16 protein-coding genes are annotated in these 18,260 nt (G+C 62.1%); 8 read left to right on the top strand and 8 right to left on the bottom strand.

The features are described 5' to 3' along the window. Positions 1 to 192 precede the first annotated feature (192 nt). The 6 genes from AC3WKX_RS15970 (at position 193) to AC3WKX_RS15945 (ending at position 5,875) form a co-directional block, all read left to right on the top strand. Complete coding sequence (locus AC3WKX_RS15970; RefSeq protein ID WP_102606474.1) at positions 193 to 1,014, top strand: NAD-dependent epimerase/dehydratase family protein; 822 nt, start codon at positions 193 to 195, stop codon at positions 1,012 to 1,014. A gap of 30 nt (positions 1,015 to 1,044) precedes the next feature. After that, a complete protein-coding gene (locus AC3WKX_RS15965; RefSeq protein ID WP_102606475.1) occupies positions 1,045 to 1,920 on the top strand; it encodes an SMP-30/gluconolactonase/LRE family protein in 876 nt (291 codons plus the stop codon). Positions 1,921 to 1,971: 51 nt separating this feature from the next. After that, complete coding sequence (locus tag AC3WKX_RS15960; RefSeq protein WP_003207815.1) at positions 1,972 to 2,943, top strand: TRAP transporter substrate-binding protein; 972 nt, start codon at positions 1,972 to 1,974, stop codon at positions 2,941 to 2,943. A 67-nt stretch (positions 2,944 to 3,010) separates the two neighbouring features. After that, positions 3,011 to 3,538, top strand: coding sequence for a TRAP transporter small permease (locus tag AC3WKX_RS15955; RefSeq protein WP_102606476.1), 528 nt, complete (start codon positions 3,011 to 3,013; stop codon positions 3,536 to 3,538). Next, entirely contained in the window at positions 3,539 to 4,819 is a 1,281-nt protein-coding gene (locus AC3WKX_RS15950) for a TRAP transporter large permease (RefSeq protein ID WP_003207810.1), read from the top strand. Positions 4,820 to 5,014: 195 nt separating this feature from the next. Then, positions 5,015 to 5,875 carry an aldose 1-epimerase gene (locus tag AC3WKX_RS15945; RefSeq protein ID WP_102606477.1) on the top strand — a complete coding sequence of 287 codons (861 nt, stop codon included), beginning with the start codon at positions 5,015 to 5,017 and terminating at the stop codon, positions 5,873 to 5,875. Positions 5,876 to 5,998: 123 nt separating this feature from the next. Here the strand turns inward: AC3WKX_RS15945 and AC3WKX_RS15940 are convergent, their stop codons facing one another. The 5 genes from AC3WKX_RS15940 to ercA all read right to left on the bottom strand — a co-directional run bounded on the left by AC3WKX_RS15940 (position 5,999) and on the right by ercA (position 13,532). Continuing rightward, entirely contained in the window at positions 5,999 to 7,144 is a 1,146-nt protein-coding gene (locus AC3WKX_RS15940) for an HlyD family secretion protein (RefSeq protein ID WP_003207807.1), read from the bottom strand. Continuing rightward, on the bottom strand, positions 7,141 to 8,799 hold the full coding sequence (locus AC3WKX_RS15935; RefSeq protein ID WP_003207803.1) for an MFS transporter: 1,659 nt from the start codon (positions 8,797 to 8,799) through the stop codon (positions 7,141 to 7,143). The genes AC3WKX_RS15940 and AC3WKX_RS15935 overlap by 4 nt, the downstream gene beginning before the upstream one ends. A 657-nt stretch (positions 8,800 to 9,456) precedes the next feature. Next, a complete protein-coding gene (locus AC3WKX_RS15930; RefSeq protein WP_008434472.1) occupies positions 9,457 to 10,935 on the bottom strand; it encodes a DASS family sodium-coupled anion symporter in 1,479 nt (492 codons plus the stop codon). Positions 10,936 to 11,014: 79 nt separating this feature from the next. Then, complete coding sequence (locus tag AC3WKX_RS15925; protein WP_003207799.1) at positions 11,015 to 12,385, bottom strand: ATP-binding response regulator; 1,371 nt, start codon at positions 12,383 to 12,385, stop codon at positions 11,015 to 11,017. Continuing rightward, entirely contained in the window at positions 12,369 to 13,532 is a 1,164-nt protein-coding gene (gene ercA, locus AC3WKX_RS15920; RefSeq protein ID WP_003207798.1) for an alcohol dehydrogenase-like regulatory protein ErcA, read from the bottom strand. Before ercA ends, AC3WKX_RS15925 begins: the two co-directional genes overlap by 17 nt. A 237-nt stretch (positions 13,533 to 13,769) precedes the next feature. Here ercA and AC3WKX_RS15915 point away from each other — a divergent pair, with 237 nt between their 5' ends. Next, on the top strand, positions 13,770 to 14,435 hold the full coding sequence (locus AC3WKX_RS15915; protein WP_063028558.1) for a response regulator transcription factor: 666 nt from the start codon (positions 13,770 to 13,772) through the stop codon (positions 14,433 to 14,435). Positions 14,436 to 14,465: 30 nt separating this feature from the next. Here AC3WKX_RS15915 and AC3WKX_RS15910 read toward each other — a convergent pair whose 3' ends face one another. Together AC3WKX_RS15910 and AC3WKX_RS15905 are read right to left on the bottom strand one after the other, a co-directional pair. Beyond that, a complete protein-coding gene (locus tag AC3WKX_RS15910) occupies positions 14,466 to 15,281 on the bottom strand; it encodes a sulfite exporter TauE/SafE family protein (RefSeq protein WP_003207794.1) in 816 nt (271 codons plus the stop codon). Positions 15,282 to 15,290: 9 nt separating this feature from the next. Continuing rightward, positions 15,291 to 16,535 carry an FAD/NAD(P)-binding oxidoreductase gene (locus tag AC3WKX_RS15905; RefSeq protein WP_102606166.1) on the bottom strand — a complete coding sequence of 415 codons (1,245 nt, stop codon included), beginning with the start codon at positions 16,533 to 16,535 and terminating at the stop codon, positions 15,291 to 15,293. A 179-nt stretch (positions 16,536 to 16,714) separates the two neighbouring features. Between AC3WKX_RS15905 and AC3WKX_RS15900 the strand changes: the two genes are divergently transcribed. Further along, the gene (locus tag AC3WKX_RS15900; RefSeq protein ID WP_003207791.1) at positions 16,715 to 17,578 is read left to right on the top strand and encodes an MBL fold metallo-hydrolase; all 864 of its coding nucleotides are present in this window, start codon (positions 16,715 to 16,717) and stop codon (positions 17,576 to 17,578) included. A 122-nt stretch (positions 17,579 to 17,700) separates the two neighbouring features. On the opposite strand, the gene bkdR is transcribed toward AC3WKX_RS15900, so the two are convergent. Then, complete coding sequence (gene bkdR / locus AC3WKX_RS15895; protein WP_003212855.1) at positions 17,701 to 18,186, bottom strand: Bkd operon transcriptional regulator BkdR; 486 nt, start codon at positions 18,184 to 18,186, stop codon at positions 17,701 to 17,703. Between the last annotated feature and the right edge of the window lie 74 nt (positions 18,187 to 18,260).

The raw sequence follows: 18,260 nt of genomic DNA, 5'->3' as shown, positions 1-18,260 counted from the left end.
TGCTCCCGCTGGGCTGCGCAGCGGCCCCAAAATCTTGGGAGCGCTTCGCACTCCAGCGGGAGCAAGCTCCCTCGCCACAGGACAGCGATGAGCCTCTATCAACTTCGACCAATAGTGCGTTGACAAGTGTAGGAAACCCTAAGGATACTTCGGATCAGTCATACGACAACCTACAACAATAACGGGATCACCATGACCACCACAACCGCCCCTACCCCGTTCAACCGCTTGCTGCTCACCGGTGCCGCCGGTGGCTTGGGCAAAGTCTTGCGCGAACGCCTGCGTCCTTACGCCAAGGTACTGCGCCTGTCGGATATCGCCGACATGGCCCCGGCCGCTGACGACAGCGAAGAAGTATTGCCTTGCGATCTTTCCGACAAACAAGCCGTGCACCAACTGGTGGAAGGCGTCGATGCGATCCTGCATTTCGGCGGCGTATCGGTGGAACGCTCGTTCGAGGAAGTGCTGGGCGCGAACATCTGCGGGATCTTCCACATCTATGAAGCGGCGCGCCGCCATGGGGTCAAGCGCGTCATCTTCGCCAGCTCCAACCACGTGATCGGCTTCTACAAGCAGGACGAAGCCCTCGACGCCCACTCCCCGCGCCGCCCCGACAGTTACTACGGGCTGTCCAAATCCTACGGCGAGGACATGGCCAGTTTCTACTTCGATCGCTATGGCATCGAGACCGTCAGCATCCGCATCGGCTCCTCGTTCCCGGAACCCCAGAACCGCCGGATGATGCACACCTGGCTGAGCTTCGACGACCTCACCCAACTGCTCGAACGCTCGCTGTACACACCGAATGTCGGGCATACCGTGGTCTACGGCATGTCGGATAACCTCGATGTGTGGTGGGACAACCGCTTCGCCGCGCACCTGGGCTTCACCCCGCGGGACTCTTCCGAAGTATTCCGCAAACAGGTTGAAGCCCAGCCGATGCCCGCTGCCGGCGACCCGGCGCGGGTGTACCAGGGTGGCGCGTTTTGCGCCGCCGGCCCGTTCGGTGACTGACCACAGACCAACCCAAGGGAATGAGTGGCCATGCAAGCAGAACTGATTGTCGACGCTCGCAACGCCGTGGGTGAATGCCCGGTGTGGGTACCCGGGGAAAACGCCCTGTACTGGGTGGATATTCCCACAGGCGAACTGCAACGCTGGAACGCCACCAGCGGCCAGGCGCAGGCCTGGAAAGCTCCGCAGATGCTTGCCTGCATCGCCCGCACCTCGGCGGGCGATTGGGTCGCGGGCATGCAAACCGGGTTTTTCCGGCTGACGCCCCACGACGATGGCAGGCTCGACACTGCGCCCCTGGCCAGCGTCGAGCACGCCCGCCCGGACATGCGCCTGAACGATGGCCGCTGTGATCGCCAGGGCCGGTTCTGGGCCGGCAGCATGGTGCTGAACATGGCCGAGAATGCGGCCGACGGTGCACTGTACCGCTACGAAACAGGCCGGGCGGTTCACACCGCACTCAACGGTTTCATCACCCCCAACGGCCTGGCCTTCAGCCCAGACGGGCGCACGATGTACCTCTCGGATTCGCACCCGTTGGTCCAGCAGGTCTGGGCCTTCGACTACGACATCGACAGCGGCACGCCGTCCAATCGGCGGCTGTTTGTGGATATGCACCAGTTCCTCGGCCGCCCCGACGGAGCCGCCGTGGATGCCGAAGGTTGCTACTGGATCTGCGCCAACGATGCCGGGCTGGTCCACCGCTTTACCCCCGACGGCCGTCTCGACCGCTCACTGGCCGTGCCGGTGAAAAAACCCACCATGTGCGCCTTCGGTGGCAACCGCCTGGACACCCTGTTCGTCACCTCGATCCGCGACGACCACAGTGCCCAGTCGCTGGCCGGCGGCGTGTTTGCCCTCAACCCCGGGGTCACCGGATTGCCGGAGCCCACCTTCATCCTCTAGCTGCATCGCTGTGCCTTGAATAAAACAATAACAAGACTGGAGAGACACCCCATGGACTTCAAACGCACTTTGCTCCTCGCCGCACTCCCCTTCACCTTCGTCTTCGCCGGTGCCGCCCACGCGCTGGAAATCAAATTCGCCGACATCCACCCCGCCGGCTACCCCACCGTCGTCGCCGAAGAACAGCTGGGTAAAACCCTGGTGGCCGAAAGCAACGGCGGCCTGACCTTCAAGATGTTCCCCGGCGGCGTGCTGGGCTCGGAAAAGGAAGTGGTCGAACAGGCCCAGGTCGGCGCGATCCAGATGGCCCGGGTCAGCCTCGGCATCGTCGGCCCGGTGGTGCCGGACGTGAACGTGTTCAACATGCCGTTCGTGTTCCGCGACCAGGTGCATATGCGCAAGGTCATCGACGGCGAGATCGGCGATGAAATCCTCGCCAAGATCACCGACTCCGAATTCAACCTGGTGGCGCTCGCCTGGATGGACGGCGGCACGCGCAACCTCTACACCAAGAAACCGGTGCGCAAGATCGAAGACCTCAAGGGCATGAAGATCCGCGTGCAGGGCAACCCGATCTTCATCGAAACCATCAACGCCATGGGCGGCAACGGCATTGCCATGGACACCGGCGAGATCTTCAGCGCCCTGCAGACCGGCGTGATTGACGGCGCGGAAAACAACCCGCCCACCCTGCTGGAACACAACCACTACCAGAACGCCAAGTTCTACAGCCTGACCGGCCACCTGATTCTGCCCGAGCCCATCGTGATGTCGAAAATCACCTGGAACAAGCTCACCCCCGAGCAACAGGTGCTGGTGAAGAACACCGCCAAGGCCGCGCAGATCCAGGAGCGCGAGCTGTGGGACGCCAAGTCTGCCAGCAGTGAAGCCAAGCTCAAGGCCGCCGGTGTGGAGTTCATCGACATCGACAAGAAACCGTTCTATGAGGCCACCGCTTCGATCCGCGACAAGTACGGCGCGCCCTACGCCGACCTGATCAAGCGCATCGAAGCCGTCGAGTAACCCTCCTTCCCCTCATAGATAAGGCCCGGCGCGGTCGGCATCGACGCGCCCGGTTACGGTGAACGCCATGAAGAATTTACTGCTGCGCATCAACGACCGCATTTACATGAGCTGCATCTGGATCGCCGGCCTCGCCGTTCTTGGCGTCGCGCTGATCATTCCCTGGGGCATCTTCGCCCGCTACGTGCTCGGCACCGGCTCCAGCTGGCCGGAGCCCACCGCTATCCTGCTGATGCTGGTGTTCACCTTTGTCGGCGCCGCCGCCAGTTACCGCGCCGGGGCGCACATGTCGGTGGCCATGGTCACCGACCGCCTGCCGCCCGGCCAACGCCGAATCGTCGGCATCGTCTCACAATTGCTGATGGCAACCATCTGCCTGTTCATGACGATCTGGGGCAGCAAATTGTGCCTGTCGACCTGGAACCAGTTCATGAGCGCCATGCCGACCTTGCGGGTGGGCATCACCTATATGCCGATCCCGATCGGTGGCTTGCTGACCCTGGTTTTTGTGCTGGAAAAACTCCTGCTGGGTGACCAGAGCCACCGTCGGGTCGTGCGCTTCGACCTGGTTGAAGAAAGTGAAGGGGCTGCCTGAATGGACGCATTGATTCTGTTGGGCAGCTTTATCGCCCTGATCCTGATTGGCATGCCGGTGGCCTACGCCCTGGGGCTTTCTGCGCTGATCGGCGCGTGGTGGATCGATATTCCGTTCCAGGCCCTGATGATTCAGGTGGCCGGCGGGGTGAACAAGTTTTCGCTGATGGCGATTCCGTTCTTCGTGCTGGCCGGGGCGATCATGGCCGAGGGCGGCATGTCGCGCCGGCTGGTGGCGTTTGCCGGGGTGCTGGTGGGCTTTGTGCGCGGCGGCCTGTCCCTGGTGAACATCATGGCCTCGACGTTTTTTGGCGCGATCTCCGGCTCGTCGGTGGCCGATACGGCGTCTGTCGGTTCGGTGCTGATTCCGGAAATGGAACGCCAGGGCTATCCCCGTGAATTCGCCACCGCCGTCACGGTGAGCGGCTCGGTGCAAGCCTTGCTGACGCCTCCCAGCCACAACTCGGTGCTCTACTCCCTGGCGGCGGGCGGCACCGTGTCCATCGCCTCGCTGTTCATGGCCGGCGTGGTCCCGGGCCTGCTGATGAGCGCCTGCCTGATGGTGCTGTGCCTGATCTTCGCGAAAAAGCGCAACTACCCCAAAGGCGAAGTGATCCCCCTGAAACAGGCACTGAAAATCTGCGCCGATGCACTGTGGGGCCTGATGGCCATGGTGATCATTCTTGGCGGGATTCTGTCGGGCATCTTCACCGCCACCGAGTCGGCGGCGATTGCGGTGTTGTGGGCGTTCTTCGTGACCATGTTCATCTACCGCGATTACAAATGGAGCGAGCTGCCCAAGCTGATGCACCGCACGGTGCGCACGATCTCCATCGTGATGATCCTGATCGCGTTCGCTGCCAGCTTCGGCTACATCATGACCCTGATGCAGATCCCGGCGAAGATCACCACGATGTTCCTGACCCTGTCGGACAACCGCTACGTGATCCTGATGTGCATCAACGCCATGCTGCTGTTGCTGGGTACGGTGATGGACATGGCGCCGCTGATTTTGATCCTCACGCCGATTTTGCTGCCGGTGATCCTGGGGATTGGCGTCGACCCGGTGCACTTCGGCATGATCATGCTGGTGAACCTGGGGATCGGCCTGATCACCCCGCCGGTGGGTGCGGTGTTGTTTGTGGGGGCGGCGGTGGGCAAAGTCAGCATCGAGAAGACCGTGAAGGCGTTGCTGCCGTTTTATGGCGTGCTGTTTTTGGTGCTGATGGCCGTGACCTACATTCCGGCGTTGTCGTTGTGGTTGCCCGGGCTGGTGTTATAAGCCCCACACTGCGTGTAGCGAGGGAGCTATTGTGGAGAGGGAGCTGCTGTGGCGAGGGAGCTTTCTGTGGCGAGGGAGCTTGCTCCCGCTGGAGTGCGAAGCGCTCCCGCTTTTTTTGGGGCCGCTCCGCAGCCCATCGGGAGCAAGCTCCCTCGCCACACAAGCATTCATCATTCAATAGGTCTGCTGACACTCATGATGCTTGAACTCGAAGACAACCTGACCCACCTGACGCTGGCGCCAGCGTTGGGCGGGAGTATCGTCAACTGGACAGTACGCAGCAGCGGCCAGCCGTTGCTACGCCACACCGATCGACAGGCGCTGGCCAGCGGCCTGCCGGGGAAGCTTGCGTGCTTCCCGCTGGCGCCCTGGTCGAACCGGGTTGCCGAAGGTGGCTTTGATAACCCATCAGGGTGGTTGGGACTTGAGCCCAACAGCCCGCTGGACCCGCTGCCAATTCATGGCAGTGCCTGGCAACAGGTGTGGCAGGTGGTCAGCCAGACGTCAGACGAAGTGGTGTTGCAACTGGACAGCAGCACACCCTTTGCGTATCGCGCCGAGCAGCGGGTTCAGTTGAAGGGCGGCAAGTTGAGCATCACCTTGCGCGTCACGCACCTGGCGGAAACGGCGACGTGGCATGGGCTGGGATTGCATCCGTATCTACCCCGCAGGGCGGGCACGCAATTGCAGGCAAAGGCTTCGCAGGTATGGATGAGTGATGCGGCGAAATTGCCGACAGGCCTGGCTGCCGTGCCCGCCGAGTGGGATTTTCAACACCCAGAATCGTTGCCCGAGACACTGGTGGACAACGGTTTTTGCCAGTGGGACGGGCGCTGCGTCATCCAGCAGCCAGACCTGGGTTACACCCTGGAATGCCAGGCCACCGGCAGCGACTATTACCTGCTGTATTGCCCGCCGGGGCTGGATTTTTTCTGCTTCGAGCCGGTGAGTCATCCGGTGAATGCCCATCACCTGCCGGGTAGGCCGGGATTGAAGCTGTTGGAACAAGGCCAGTCGGCAGAACTCAGTTTCAGCCTGCAATACAAAACCCTCTAACAACACAAAACCCATGTGGGAGCGGGCTTGCTCGCGAATGCGGTGGATCAGTCAACACATCTGCGACTGACACTCCGCATTCGCGAGCAAGCCCGCTCCCACATTTTTGATCTCCATTGTGTCTTAGGGAGGGGTGTTTTTCAGGCGCCCCGCCGTGTCGATACTCACCACCACCGATAACCCCGGTCGCAGCCGTTCACTCTGCTCCTGCCCCGGATCCACGGTAATCCGCACCGGCACCCGCTGGGCGATCTTGACGAAGTTGCCGGTAGCATTGTCCGCCTGCAACAGGCTGAACTCCGACCCGGTCGCCGGGGAAATGCGCTGCACCGTGCCGTGAAACTTGCGGTGGTCCAGGGCATCCACGGTAAAGGTCACCGGCTGGCCAACCTGCACGTTGTCCATCTGGGTTTCTTTCATGTTGGCGATCACCCACAGCTGGTTCGGCACCAGCGCCATCAACTGCGCGCCGCTGTTGACGTAGGCCCCGAGGCGCACGCCAATCTGGCCCAGTTGCCCGTCACGCGGGGCGATGATCCGGGTGTTCGACAGGTCGATACGCGCCAGCTCCACTGCCGCATCGGCACTGGCCACCGCCGCCTCCAGCGAACCGCGATTGACGATCACTGTCTGCAAATCCTGCCGGGCGATTTCCAGGTTGGCCTGGGCCTGGGCCACGGCCGCGATGGTTTGCGCATTGGCGGCGCGGGTCACGTCCAGCTCGCGTTTGGACACCGACCCATCGCTGATCAACTCCTCATTGCGGCGCAAATCCGCGGTGCTTTTGCGGGCCTGGGCCTGGCTGTCCATCAAGGCCGCCTGACGCAGCTTGATGGTCGCCTCGGCGCTGTTGCGTTGCTGCACCACATTGGCCAGGGACGCCTGCTGCACCGCCAGTTGCGCCTGGGCCTGATCAAGGCGCTGCTTGTAGATACGGTCATCGAGGCGCACCAGCAAATCCCCGGCCTTGACGTACTGGAAGTCCGTCACCGGCACTTCATACACGTAGCCGCTGAGCTGCGGCCCGATGATCGTCACCTGGCCGCGCACCAGGGCGTTTTCGGTGGTTTCCACGGCGCTGCTGAAGGGCGGCAACTGCCAGGCGTAGAGCACGATCAGCACGCCGATAATCGCAATCGCGGCAAAGCCCATGGAAGAGATGATGCGCACCCGCAAGGAGCGCGGTTCGGTGGCCGGCATGCTCGGCGGCGCGGTGCCTTCCGGCGTGGAAGCGATGGCGTTGGTGGTGGTCGTCGTCGGTTCGGTCATGAAGAAAGTGCGCCGCTGGGTTGAACGGGAGGCGCTGCACTGGCGGCAGCTTTAGTGGTACTCATCAGCCAGAGGCTGCGGATAAAGATCCAGATCATGGTGAGTATGGCGATGATCGCGATCAGCATGAACACATCGTTGTAGGCCATCACATTCGCCTCGCGGGTGGCGGCCGTGGCCAGGCTGCGAATGCCCATGAGGTTGCGCAGCTCGGGGTCGGCGATCACCCCGCCATAGGCCGAGCCGCCGCTGGCGACACGCGCCGCCACACGCGGGTCGAGCAGGGTCAGGTGTTCGACGATCATGCTGGAATGGAATTTCTCCCGCACGATCTGGAACGTACCGAGCAATGCCGCACCAATCAGGCCGCCGAGGTTCTGGCAGATCCCGAACAGCACCGAGAAACTCACCAGGTTCCTGGGGTTGGTCAGTACGTTCTTCGTGCCCAGGACCATGGTCGGCCCGAGGAAGAACGTGCCGCCAAAGCCTAGCAGGAACTGGCTGATGTACATGTTTTGCGGGCGCGTGAGGTTGCTGGAGAAACTGTCCATCACCGAGCCCACTGCCATGAAGGCCAGGGAGATGATCAGCGGCATCAGCAAATGCGCGGGGTTGATGGTCAGCGCGCTCACGGCCAGGCCGGCAATCGCCCCCGCCAGCATCACCCAATACAGCGTGCGCATCTGCTCGTTGCTCATGTTCAGCATCTGCATGAAGCCCACGGCGCCGGTGGACTGCTCCGAGAGCACCATGCGAATCAGCACCACCGCCAACGCCAGGCGAATCATCGCCCCGCTGCCCAGCCAACGGGTCATCAGCAACGGGTTGGAGCGGTTATGTTCGATGGCCAGGCCGGCCATGATCAGCACCAGCGAGCAGGCCGAGGCGATACCGATCCACGGCGCTTCCAGCCACCAGTCGATACGGCCCAGGGACAGCACCGCGCAGAGCAAGGCAACGCCGGTGGCGAGGATGGCGAAGGTCAGGAAGTCGAGTTTTTCGAAGGTCTTGAAGCGGTCGCCCGGTGGCAGCTTGAGCAGGAACACACAGCCCAGGCAGGTCAGGGCCATGCCCAGTTCGAACAGGTACAGGCCGCGCCATTCGGCGATTTGCAGCAGGTCTTCGGAAAACAGTCGGGCCAGGGGCAACGCCAATTGCGCGGTGCCCAGGCCGAGCACCAGGGCTTTCATCCGCCACTTTGCGGGAAAGGCCTGGATCATGTAGTACAGGCCCAGGGAACTGAGGGCGGCGCCGACCATGCCGTGGGCCGCGCGTACGGCGATGGCCGAGCTGAGGTCGTTGACGAACAGGTGGCCGAAGGTGACCAGGGCGTAGAGCACCAGGAACACTTCGGTGAACGCACGCAGGCCGAATTGCTGGCGGAATTTCACCAGCAGCAGGTTCATGGAGACGTTGGTCATGACGTAGGCGGCGGGGAGCCAGGCCATCTCGGCCGTCGTCGCGCCCAGGGCGCCCTGGAGGTACACAAGGTTGGCGATCACCAGCGAGTTGCCGAGGCCACCGGTGATTGCCACCAGTACGCCAACGAGGGCGTAGGCCCAGCGCTTGCGGGTGGAATGCAGCGGCGTCGACGGCGAGCCCGGCAGGCTCGGGCGCTCGTGGGGCTGCCAGGTGTGGGGGGTGTATTTGTCCATTCGGTGGCCTTGATGACCGGCGTTTGGGGCCGGTGGAACGGTTACTCAGGGAGTAGTAAACCTGAGTGGAGTTCAACTTGCCATCTTGGGAGGGATTTGGGCGGTTGGGGTGCATATCCGTTGCTGCGGTAACGGCTGCTTATGGTTCCGCTCTTACAGCGGCTCACTTCTTAACAGCGCAAAAGTAAGCAAAACGCTCTTGCCCCACCACTCGGCACCTCGCTAATGCTCGGTGTGCCCGCACTCCGGCCAGCGTGGTTAACGGGGCCCTAAGATCAAGATCAAAAGCAAGAGCACAGCGGCCTACCGGCCGGCTTGAGTGTTGTAAATCAACAGCTAAAGCGGGCACGGTCAAATGTGGGAGCGGGCTTGCTCGCGAAGGTCGTTAACGATGACGCGGGCATCCTGAATGAACGCGGCGCTCTCAGGTTCTTCGCGAGCAAGCCCGCTCCCACAGAAAAGCAGCTCTGCTTTCGCCCTGGATCTTGCCTCTGTTTTTAACACTCAAGCCGGCCGGTAGGCCGCTGTGCTTTTGCTTTTGACCTTGATCTGACTGCCCCAATGAGCCCGAGGCCGAACGCAGGCAGTGCGAAGCGGGCCGCTGTAAGAGCGGAACGATAAGCGGCCGTTACCGAAATAACGGATATGCCCCCCACCTCAAATCCACCCCAACCAACTCCAATACGTAGCCGCAAACACCAACATCAACCCATACCCAATCAACGTCACCAAAATCCCGACCTTGGCAAACTGCCGCGCGGTAAACGTGCCGGTCCCCAAACACACCATATTCTGCGGCGCATTGATGGGCAGGATAAACCCGTAGCTCATCACAAACCCCAGCAACATCGTCATCCCCAGCCGACTGAACTCCCCGGGCAACGTCTGCAACACCGCAATCAAAATCGGCAACAACGCCGAGGTCAACGCCGTGGCACTGGCAAACCCCAAATGAATCACGATCAAAAACACCCCCAGAATCGCAAACACCCCCAGCGGCCCCACCTGGTCCAACCCGGTATGCGCCACCACCTGCGACCCCAGCCACTGCCCCGCCTGGGTCGTCAGCAACGCCGTACCCAGGCTGATGCCAACCCCAAACACAATCACCGTGCCCCACGGAATCCGCGACTGCACATCCTTCCAGGTCATCACCCCGATCCCCGGCATCAGCAAGAACACCAGCCCGGCATACGTCGTTGAGGTCGTATCAAAGCTGTGCAACCGCCCCTCAGTCGCCCACGCCAGCAACAGCAACACCGACACCGTCAGCAAGCGCTTCTGCGGCCCCGTCATCGGCCCGATGTCCACCAGCGATTGCGCCACCGCCTCCTTGCCTCCGGGAATGCTGTCACTCTCCGGCGGCAGCAGCTTCAACACCAAAAACAACAACACCGCCGACATGATCAGCGCCCACGGCGCCCCGGCGATCAACCAGTCGATCCACGACACCCGCTGCCCCAGCATCTTGTCCATAAAGCCAACCGTCAGCAGGTTCTGCGCCGCCGCCGTCTGGATACCGACGTTCCAGATGCTCGTACCCTGGGCCACGACGATCATGATCCCGGCCGCAATATTCGAACGCTTGTCCACGCCAAACGCGGCAATCACCCCCATCATGATCGGCACCACACACGCACTGCGGGCCGTGGCGCTGGGCACCACCAGGCTCAAGAGGATGGTCACGGCAACTGCCCCGACGAGAATGCCCCGGGTGCTGGTACCCACGCGGGTCAGGGTGACCAACGCGATGCGCCGGTCCAGCCCGGTATGGGTCATGGCTGCGGCGATAAACAACGCGCCGGCCACCAGCGCCAGCGCCGGGTTGGAAAACCCCGTCAACGCCATGCTGATCGCCGGGCTGGAACCGATCAGGTGCGTCGGGTCTTGCAGCGACGGCGCAGTGCCGAGCAAAAACGCCATCAACGAGGTGATCATGATCGCGCTGGCCTCGTAGGAGACCGCTTCGGTGATCCATACCACCACCGCAAACGCGAGGATCGCCAGCATCCGGTGCCCGGCCACCGGCAAGTCGGCCGGCAGCGGCAACAGCAGCACGCCGACCATCACCAGTACGCCGACCACCAGGCCCAGGGGCAACTTGAATGAAGCAGCTGTTGTTGCGGGGGCACTCATGGGGTTCTCCGTCGGCCGTGAAATCTGGCCCACAGCATGAGGCAAAGCGTCACGCCCGGTGTTGACGGGTATCAAGTGGCTAGGCCAATAACTGGGTCAACACCGCTCGCAACTTGCCGGGCTTGACCGGCTTGTTCAGCAATGGCACGTCCAGGCGCTGCAATGCACGGCGGCATTGGTCGGTGCGGTCGGCGGTGATAATCACTGCCGGAATCCTGCAGCCAAAATGCTCGCGCAACTGGTGCACGACCTCACAGCCCACCACGCCATGGTCCAGGTGATAGTCCGCGAGAATCAGCTCCGGTGCCCTGCCCTGCAACGCAACCAGTGCGCCGGCCTGGTCGGTCGCAGTGACCACCTCGCAGCCCCACTGCCCAAGCAGCGCGCTCATGCTGTCGAGGATGCCGACTTCGTTATCCAGCACCAGCAGCCGCCTCCCCGGCAGCGGGTTGCCGGTGCTCGGTTGCGCGGCCACCACACTGATGGGCAGCGGCATGTCCTCGCTGATGGGGACTTCGATGCTGAACATCGAACCGCGCCCCGGCCACGAACGCACCGCCACCGGATAACCGAGGACCTCGGCGATACGCTCGACAATCGCCAACCCCAGTCCCACGCCCTTGCGGTCGGCGGCGCGGCCCACGTCCAGTTGATTGAACTCCAGGAAGATGGCGTCCAGGCGGTCCGCCGCAATTCCGCGCCCGGTGTCCCACACCTCCAGGCGCAACCGCTCACCCCGGCGGCGGGCGCCCAGCAGGATGGAGCCCGCGCTCGTGTAGCGGCAGGCGTTGCTGAGGAAATTGCGCAGGATCCGCGTCACCAGCCGCAGGTCGGTGTTGATTGCGTAATGGCCTGTACGCGCCCGCAGGTTCAGCCCGGACGCCGCGGCCACCGACTGGAATTCCGAGACCAGCGGTGCGAACAGTTCGTCGAGACGGTACAGGGCGATGTCCGGCTTGACCGCCGCTTGATCGAGTCGGGAAATGTCCAGCAAGTCGGTGAGCAAATCCTCGGCGCCTTCCAGGGCCTGATGGGTGCGCTCCACCAACACGTGTTCGACGCTGGGCAAGTTGCGCTCGCGCAGGGTGGAAATCAGCAAGCGTGCGGCGTTGAGGGGTTGCAGCAGGTCATGACTGGCGGCGGCAAGGTATTTGTCCTTGCTGCGGTTGGCGGCCTGGGCGGCATCCCGGGCATCGCGCAGGTCCTGCTCGATCTTCTCGCGCTGGGCGATTTGCTGTTGCAGGTTGCGGTTGGCTTCCAGCAACTCGTCGGTACGCGCCGCGACCCGCTGTTCCAATTCGTCGTTGAGGCGGATGTAGCGATTGCGCTCGGCTTCCAGCTCGTCGAGGCGCGCGGTCAGTTCGGGGTAATGACTCTTGCGCGCCGAGTGGTTGCCCAGCCCCAGCAGCCCCGCGAGTGCCCGTTGCTGATCGTCAGAGAGCTTCGCCATAGACGACCTCGACGTCACGCTGGCTGGATTCACGCGGGTTGGTAAGGATGCACGGGTCGTGCATGGCGTGCTGCGACAGAAAGGGAATGTCCGCCACTCGAATCCCATGCAGGCCGAGGGTTTCATGGAAGCCGATCGCATGCTTCAACGCGATCAAATGGTCCACCAGCCGGCCGCAGATTTGCCGGTGGTTGAGGCCCCGGCAATCAATGCCGAAGGTCTCGGCAATCACCTTGAAACGCTCCGGTGCCGCGCTGTAGTTGAACGCCACCACATGTTCCACCAGCACCGCGTTGCACAGGCCATGGGGCAGGTCGAGAAAGCCGCCAAGGCTGTGGGACATGGCATGCACCGCGCCGAGGATCGCGTTGGAAAACGCCAGCCCGGCCTGCATGCTGCCCAGCATGATTTTCTCCCGCAGGGCGATGTCGCCGGGGTTGGCGATCATCTGCACCAGGTTGCCATTGATCAGGCGCATGGCTTCCAGCGCGTGGGGATCGGTCAGCGGGCCGTGGCCGGTGGACACGAAGGCCTCGATGGCATGCACCAGCGCATCGATGCCGGTACAGGCCGAGAGAAACGGGTCCATGCTCGCCGTGGTTTCCGGGTCGATCAGTGAAACATCGGGCACCACCGCCTTGCTGACGATGGAGAACTTCATGCGCTCCTGCTGGTTGGAAATGATCACGAACTGCGAGACATCCGCCGAGGAGCCCGCGGTGGTCGGGATCAGGATCAGCGGCGGGCTCGGCACGCGGATGGTGTCGACGCCTTCGAAGTCGAGGATGCTGCAGCCATGGGCGACCACGATGCCGATGGCCTTGCCGCAGTCCATCGGGCTGCCGCCACCGACGGCGACGATCACGTCGCAATGGTTTTCACGGTAGACCTCGGCGCCGAGCATCACCTCTTCAACCCGGGGGTTGGGCGAAACGGCGGTGTACAGGCAGTAGTCGATGCCGATGGCTTGCAGGCTGGCCTCGACATCGGCCACCCAGCCGACAGCAACCACGCCGGGATCACTCACCACCAACACCTTGCGCGCGCCAAAGGTCTTGGCGTAGTTGCCTACGTTGTGCCGGCAGCCGGCGCCAAAGATGATTTCAGGGGAAACGAATTTACGCAGGAGACTCAGGTTCGGGCTCATTGGTAAGCCTGTTTTTATTATTCTGGAAGATGCGCTCCACACTAACCCATCCGACACTGAATGCAATCAGACCAATGGGTGGCGCTGAAACCGCGACGTACGGCACGATCTACTACTTTGGTACTGATTCCCCTCTCTATCGTCGCATTCCCAAGGCATCGAGACTGGCATGTAATGGGCGCATGACCCTATGGATCGGACCTGCTTGAATAAGCAAAAATAATAAGGCGAACGTCCATGTACAAAATTCTGATAGCCGACGATCACCCACTGTTTCGCGAGGCGATCCACAACGTCATCAGCGACGGGTTCCCGGGCAGCGAAGTGATGGAAACCGGCGACCTGGACAGCGCCCTGGCCCTGAGCCAGGAGCACGACGATCTGGATCTGATCCTGCTGGACCTGAACATGCCGGGCATGCACGGCCTCAATGGCCTGATCAACCTGCGCAACGAGTCGCCGACGATTCCGGTGGTGATCGTGTCCGCCGAGCAGGACAAGCAGGTCGTGCTGCAAGCCATCACCTATGGCGCGGTGGGGTTTATCACCAAGTCCTCGCCCAGGCTGCAGATGACCGAGGCAATCCAACAGATTCTCAACGGCAATGTGTATTTGCCGCCGGAGATTATTCGCAGCCAGAAAATCGGCGGGCAACGGCGCATGAATGATTGCCTGGGGCTTGCGCCGGAGCTGCTGCAGGCCCTGACCCGCAAGCAATTGCTGGTGCTGGAGCGGATGACCAAGGGTGACTCGAACAAGCAGATCGCCTATAGCCTGGAGATTGCCGAGACCACGGTGAAGGCCCATGTCTCGGCAATCCTGCGCAAGTTGAACGTGCACAATCGGGTGCAGGCGATTCTCAGCGCCGGGGACATCGACTTTGGTGCCTACCTGCGGCGCTGATACCCGTAGGGGCGGGATGCTGACCGCATTTCAAGGCACCTGAATGAGGGCCCGAAACAGCATGCCCGCCGCCACCAGCACACACAGGGTGGCAAAACCCACCTGCAAGGTGCGCGCCTTGATCACCGAGCACAGGCGCCGCCCCGCCAACATGCCGACAATGCTCGACCCGATAAACACCCAGCCCATCGGCTCGATACTGACCCCGGCATGAAACGCACCGATCACGCCGATCAACGAGATCAGGCTGATCACCATCAGCGAGGTGGCGACGATGCCGCGCATCTGCACATCGGTCAGTTGCTTGAACGCCGGTACGATCAAGAAGCCGCCGCCCACGCCGAGCAGGCCCGATACCGCACCGGTCACTGCGCCGAGGGCGGCCAGGGTGGCGGTGCATTTGGCGGTCCAGGAAAAGCGCCCGGTCTGTTGGTCGAGCATACAGTTCTTCTGGCCCCAGGACGCGGTGCCGTGGTCGCTCGGCCCGGCCTCAAGCTTCTCCCGTTGCAGCATGCGCCAGGCCACCAGCACCATCAGCGCACTGAACAGGCCCATCAGGACTTTCTCCGACATCTGGTGGGCGAAGAAAACCCCCAGCGGCGAAAATAGCGCGCCAAGCAGCGCAATCAGCAGCGCCGCGCGGTAACGCACCAGGCCATGGCGCAAACCGTCGACAGCCCCCACGGCAGCGGCCGCGCCCACCGCGAACAACGACACGGGCGCGGCCTGGGTCATGGTCAACCCCAGCCCCAATACCAGGGCCGGGACACCAAGAATGCCGCCTCCGGCGCCGGTCAAGCCCATGACCAACCCCATCAACACGCCCAGAAAACTTGCCAGCAGCATAGGGTTGCCTCAATCCACCTTGGCCAGACGGGTCAGCCACTCGCGGCCCTTGAGCATGCCGTTCCAGTAGAACCACGGCAGGAAACTCGCCTTGAGGAACCACGCCGAACGCCGCGCCACAGTCGGGTCGAGGGGAAAGGTCGGCAGCAACTTGCCGCCATAGCCGAACTCGGCCAGCACCACCTTGCCCTTCTCCACCGTCAGCGGGCAGGAACCGTAGCCGTCGTACTTGAGGGGCAACGGTGCCTGTCTGCGCAGGGCCAGCAGGTTTTCCGCCACCACCACGATTTGCTTGCGCACCGCCGCGGCGGTCTTGGCGTTGGTGGTGGAACACACATCGCCCAGGCCGAAGATGTGCGGGTAGCGCAGGTGTTGCAGGCTCTGGGGATTCACTTCGCACCAGCCGGCGGCATCGGCCAGGGGGCTGTGGCGAATGAAGTCCGGCGAGACCTGTGGCGGGACGACGTGCAGCAGGTCGAAGGTTTTCTCTTCGACGCGCACATTGCCTTCGGCGTCCTTGATTTCGAACCAGGCCTTGCGCGCGGGGCCGTCGACCTTGACCAGGTTGGAGTTGAATGCCAGTTGCGCCGAGTACTTTTCAACGTACTTCATCAGCGGCGGCACGAAGGTCGGCACGCCGAACAAGGCGGCACCAGCCAGGTTGAATTCGACCTTGATGTTTTTCAGGTCACCCTGGCGGAGCCAGTGATCGCACGACAGGTACATGGCTTTTTGCGGAGCGCCGGCACATTTGATCGGCATGGCCGGCTGGGTGAACAGCGCCTTGCCATTTTTGAGTTGCCGCACCAGCTGCCAGGTGTAGGCGGCGTGTTCATAGCTGTAGTTGGACGTTACGCCATGCCGGCCGAGGGTCTCTTGCAGGCCTTCGATCTTCTCCCAGGCCAGGCGCAGGCCCGGGCACACGATGAGGTTCTTCCAGCTGACGCGCTGGCCGCTGTCGAGCACCAGGGTTTGCTCGTCGGGCAGTAATTCGCTGACCGCGGCCTGGATCCAGGTGACGCCGTTGGGCAGCACGTCGGCCATGGGGCGCACGGTCCTGGTAACGTCATAAGCCCCACCGCCCACCAGGGTCCAGGCAGGCTGGTAGTAGTGGTGGTCGCTGGGCTCGATCAGGATGATGTTCAGGTGCGGGTCGCGCTTGAGCAGGCTGGCCAGCAGGCCGATGCCTGCCGAGCCGCCACCGATGACAACGATATCGCCACTGATGGTAGGTCCCCAGTGTTGGTCGTTCATGGTCTATGGCCTTTTTCAGTTAATGCACGCAAGGGTCGTTGCCGTATGGCACCACGCCCTAGCTGTTTGCCACCACGATGCCATCCTTTGCCTCGGGTCCTTTAATTCACTTAAGCTCACAAGGTTATGTGGAAACCTAACTGAATGTAAGTCGCCATTAGCTATCTGGGAAACCCGTCATGTCAGCGTTGATTCAATCCTTTCTGGACGAGGCGTCGTCGACCTACACCTACGTCGTCTATGAAACGGACGGTGGCCCATGCGCCATCGTTGATTCGGTGCTCAACTACGACCCGGCCTCCGGACGCACCGGCACCGGCCAGGCGGACAAGGTGATCGCGTTTGTGCGCGAGCATGGCTTGCAGGTGCAGTGGTTGCTGGAAACCCACGCCCATGCGGATCATCTGTCGGCTGCGCCTTATTTGCGTCGCCAGCTGGGGGGCAAGATCGCGATTGGCCAGTCCATCAGCAAGGTGCAGGGAGTGTTCAAGAACCTGTTCAACCTGGAGCCGGAGTTTCGGGTGGATGGGTCGCAGTTCGACCATCTGTTTGCGCCGGATGAGGTGTTTCACATCGGCAACCTGAAGGCCCAGGCGCTGCATGTGCCGGGGCATACGCCGGCGGATATGGCTTACCTGATTGATGACCAGTTGATTCTGGTGGGCGACACGCTGTTCATGCCGGACGTGGGCACGGCGCGCTGCGATTTCCCTGGTGGGGATGCGCGCCAGCTGTATGGGTCGATGCGCAAGTTGTTGGCCTTCGCGCCTGAAACCCGCCTTTATGTGTGCCATGACTATCCGCCCGAAGGACGCGCAGCCAAGTGCCTGACCACGGTGGCTGAACAGCGGGCGGGGAATATTCATGTGCATGACGGGGTGGATGAGGCGGCGTTTGTCGAGATGCGCACCACGCGGGATGCCGGGTTGGGCATGCCGACGCTGTTGTTGCCGGCGATTCAGGTGAATGTGCGGGCCGGGGTGATGCCGCCGGCGGAAGGAAATGGAGTGGTTTATTTGAAGATTCCCCTCAACCAGCTTTGAAATGCACTACAAAATGTGGGAGCGGGCTTGCTCGCGAATGCGGTGTATCAGTCTATATTTTCGGTGACTGACACTCCCCATTCGCGAGCAAGCCCGCTCCCACATTTGTTTTGTGTCGTTCATTAGCCGAGGTTGATGCCGTTGGCCGGTAGCGGCAGCGCGGTCTTGTAGCGCACTTGCTTGAGGGCAAAGCTGGAGCGGATGTTGGCGACACCCGGGACTTTGGTCAGGAAGTCCATCATGAAACGCTCCAGGGACTGGATGGTCGGCACCAGCACCCGAATCAGATAATCGGGGTCGCCGGCCATCAGGTAGCACTCCATCACTTCGGGGCGATCCGAAATCGCCCCTTCGAATTGCTGCAATGCCAATTCGTTCTGCTTTTCCAGGCTGACGTGGATGAACACATTGACGTGCAGCCCCAGCAGGTCGGCGTCCAGCAGCGTCACCTGGTCGCGAATCAGCCCCAGTTCTTCCATGGCCTTGACCCGGTTGAAACACGGCGTGGGCGACAGGTTGACCGAGCGGGCCAGGTCGGCGTTGGTGATGCGGGCGTTCTCCTGAAGGGCGTTCAGAATGCCGATATCGATACGGTCCAGTTTGCGCATGAGACAAAACCACCTGTTTATTATGTTTATGCAGTTTTTTTATCCCCAAATGATCTCCAACGCAATGAAACAGA

Source organism: Pseudomonas sp. GP01-A4 (genome assembly GCF_058780865.1).
Note: the sequence above shows the minus strand (reverse complement) of the source record. Positions and strands in the feature narration are given on the sequence as shown.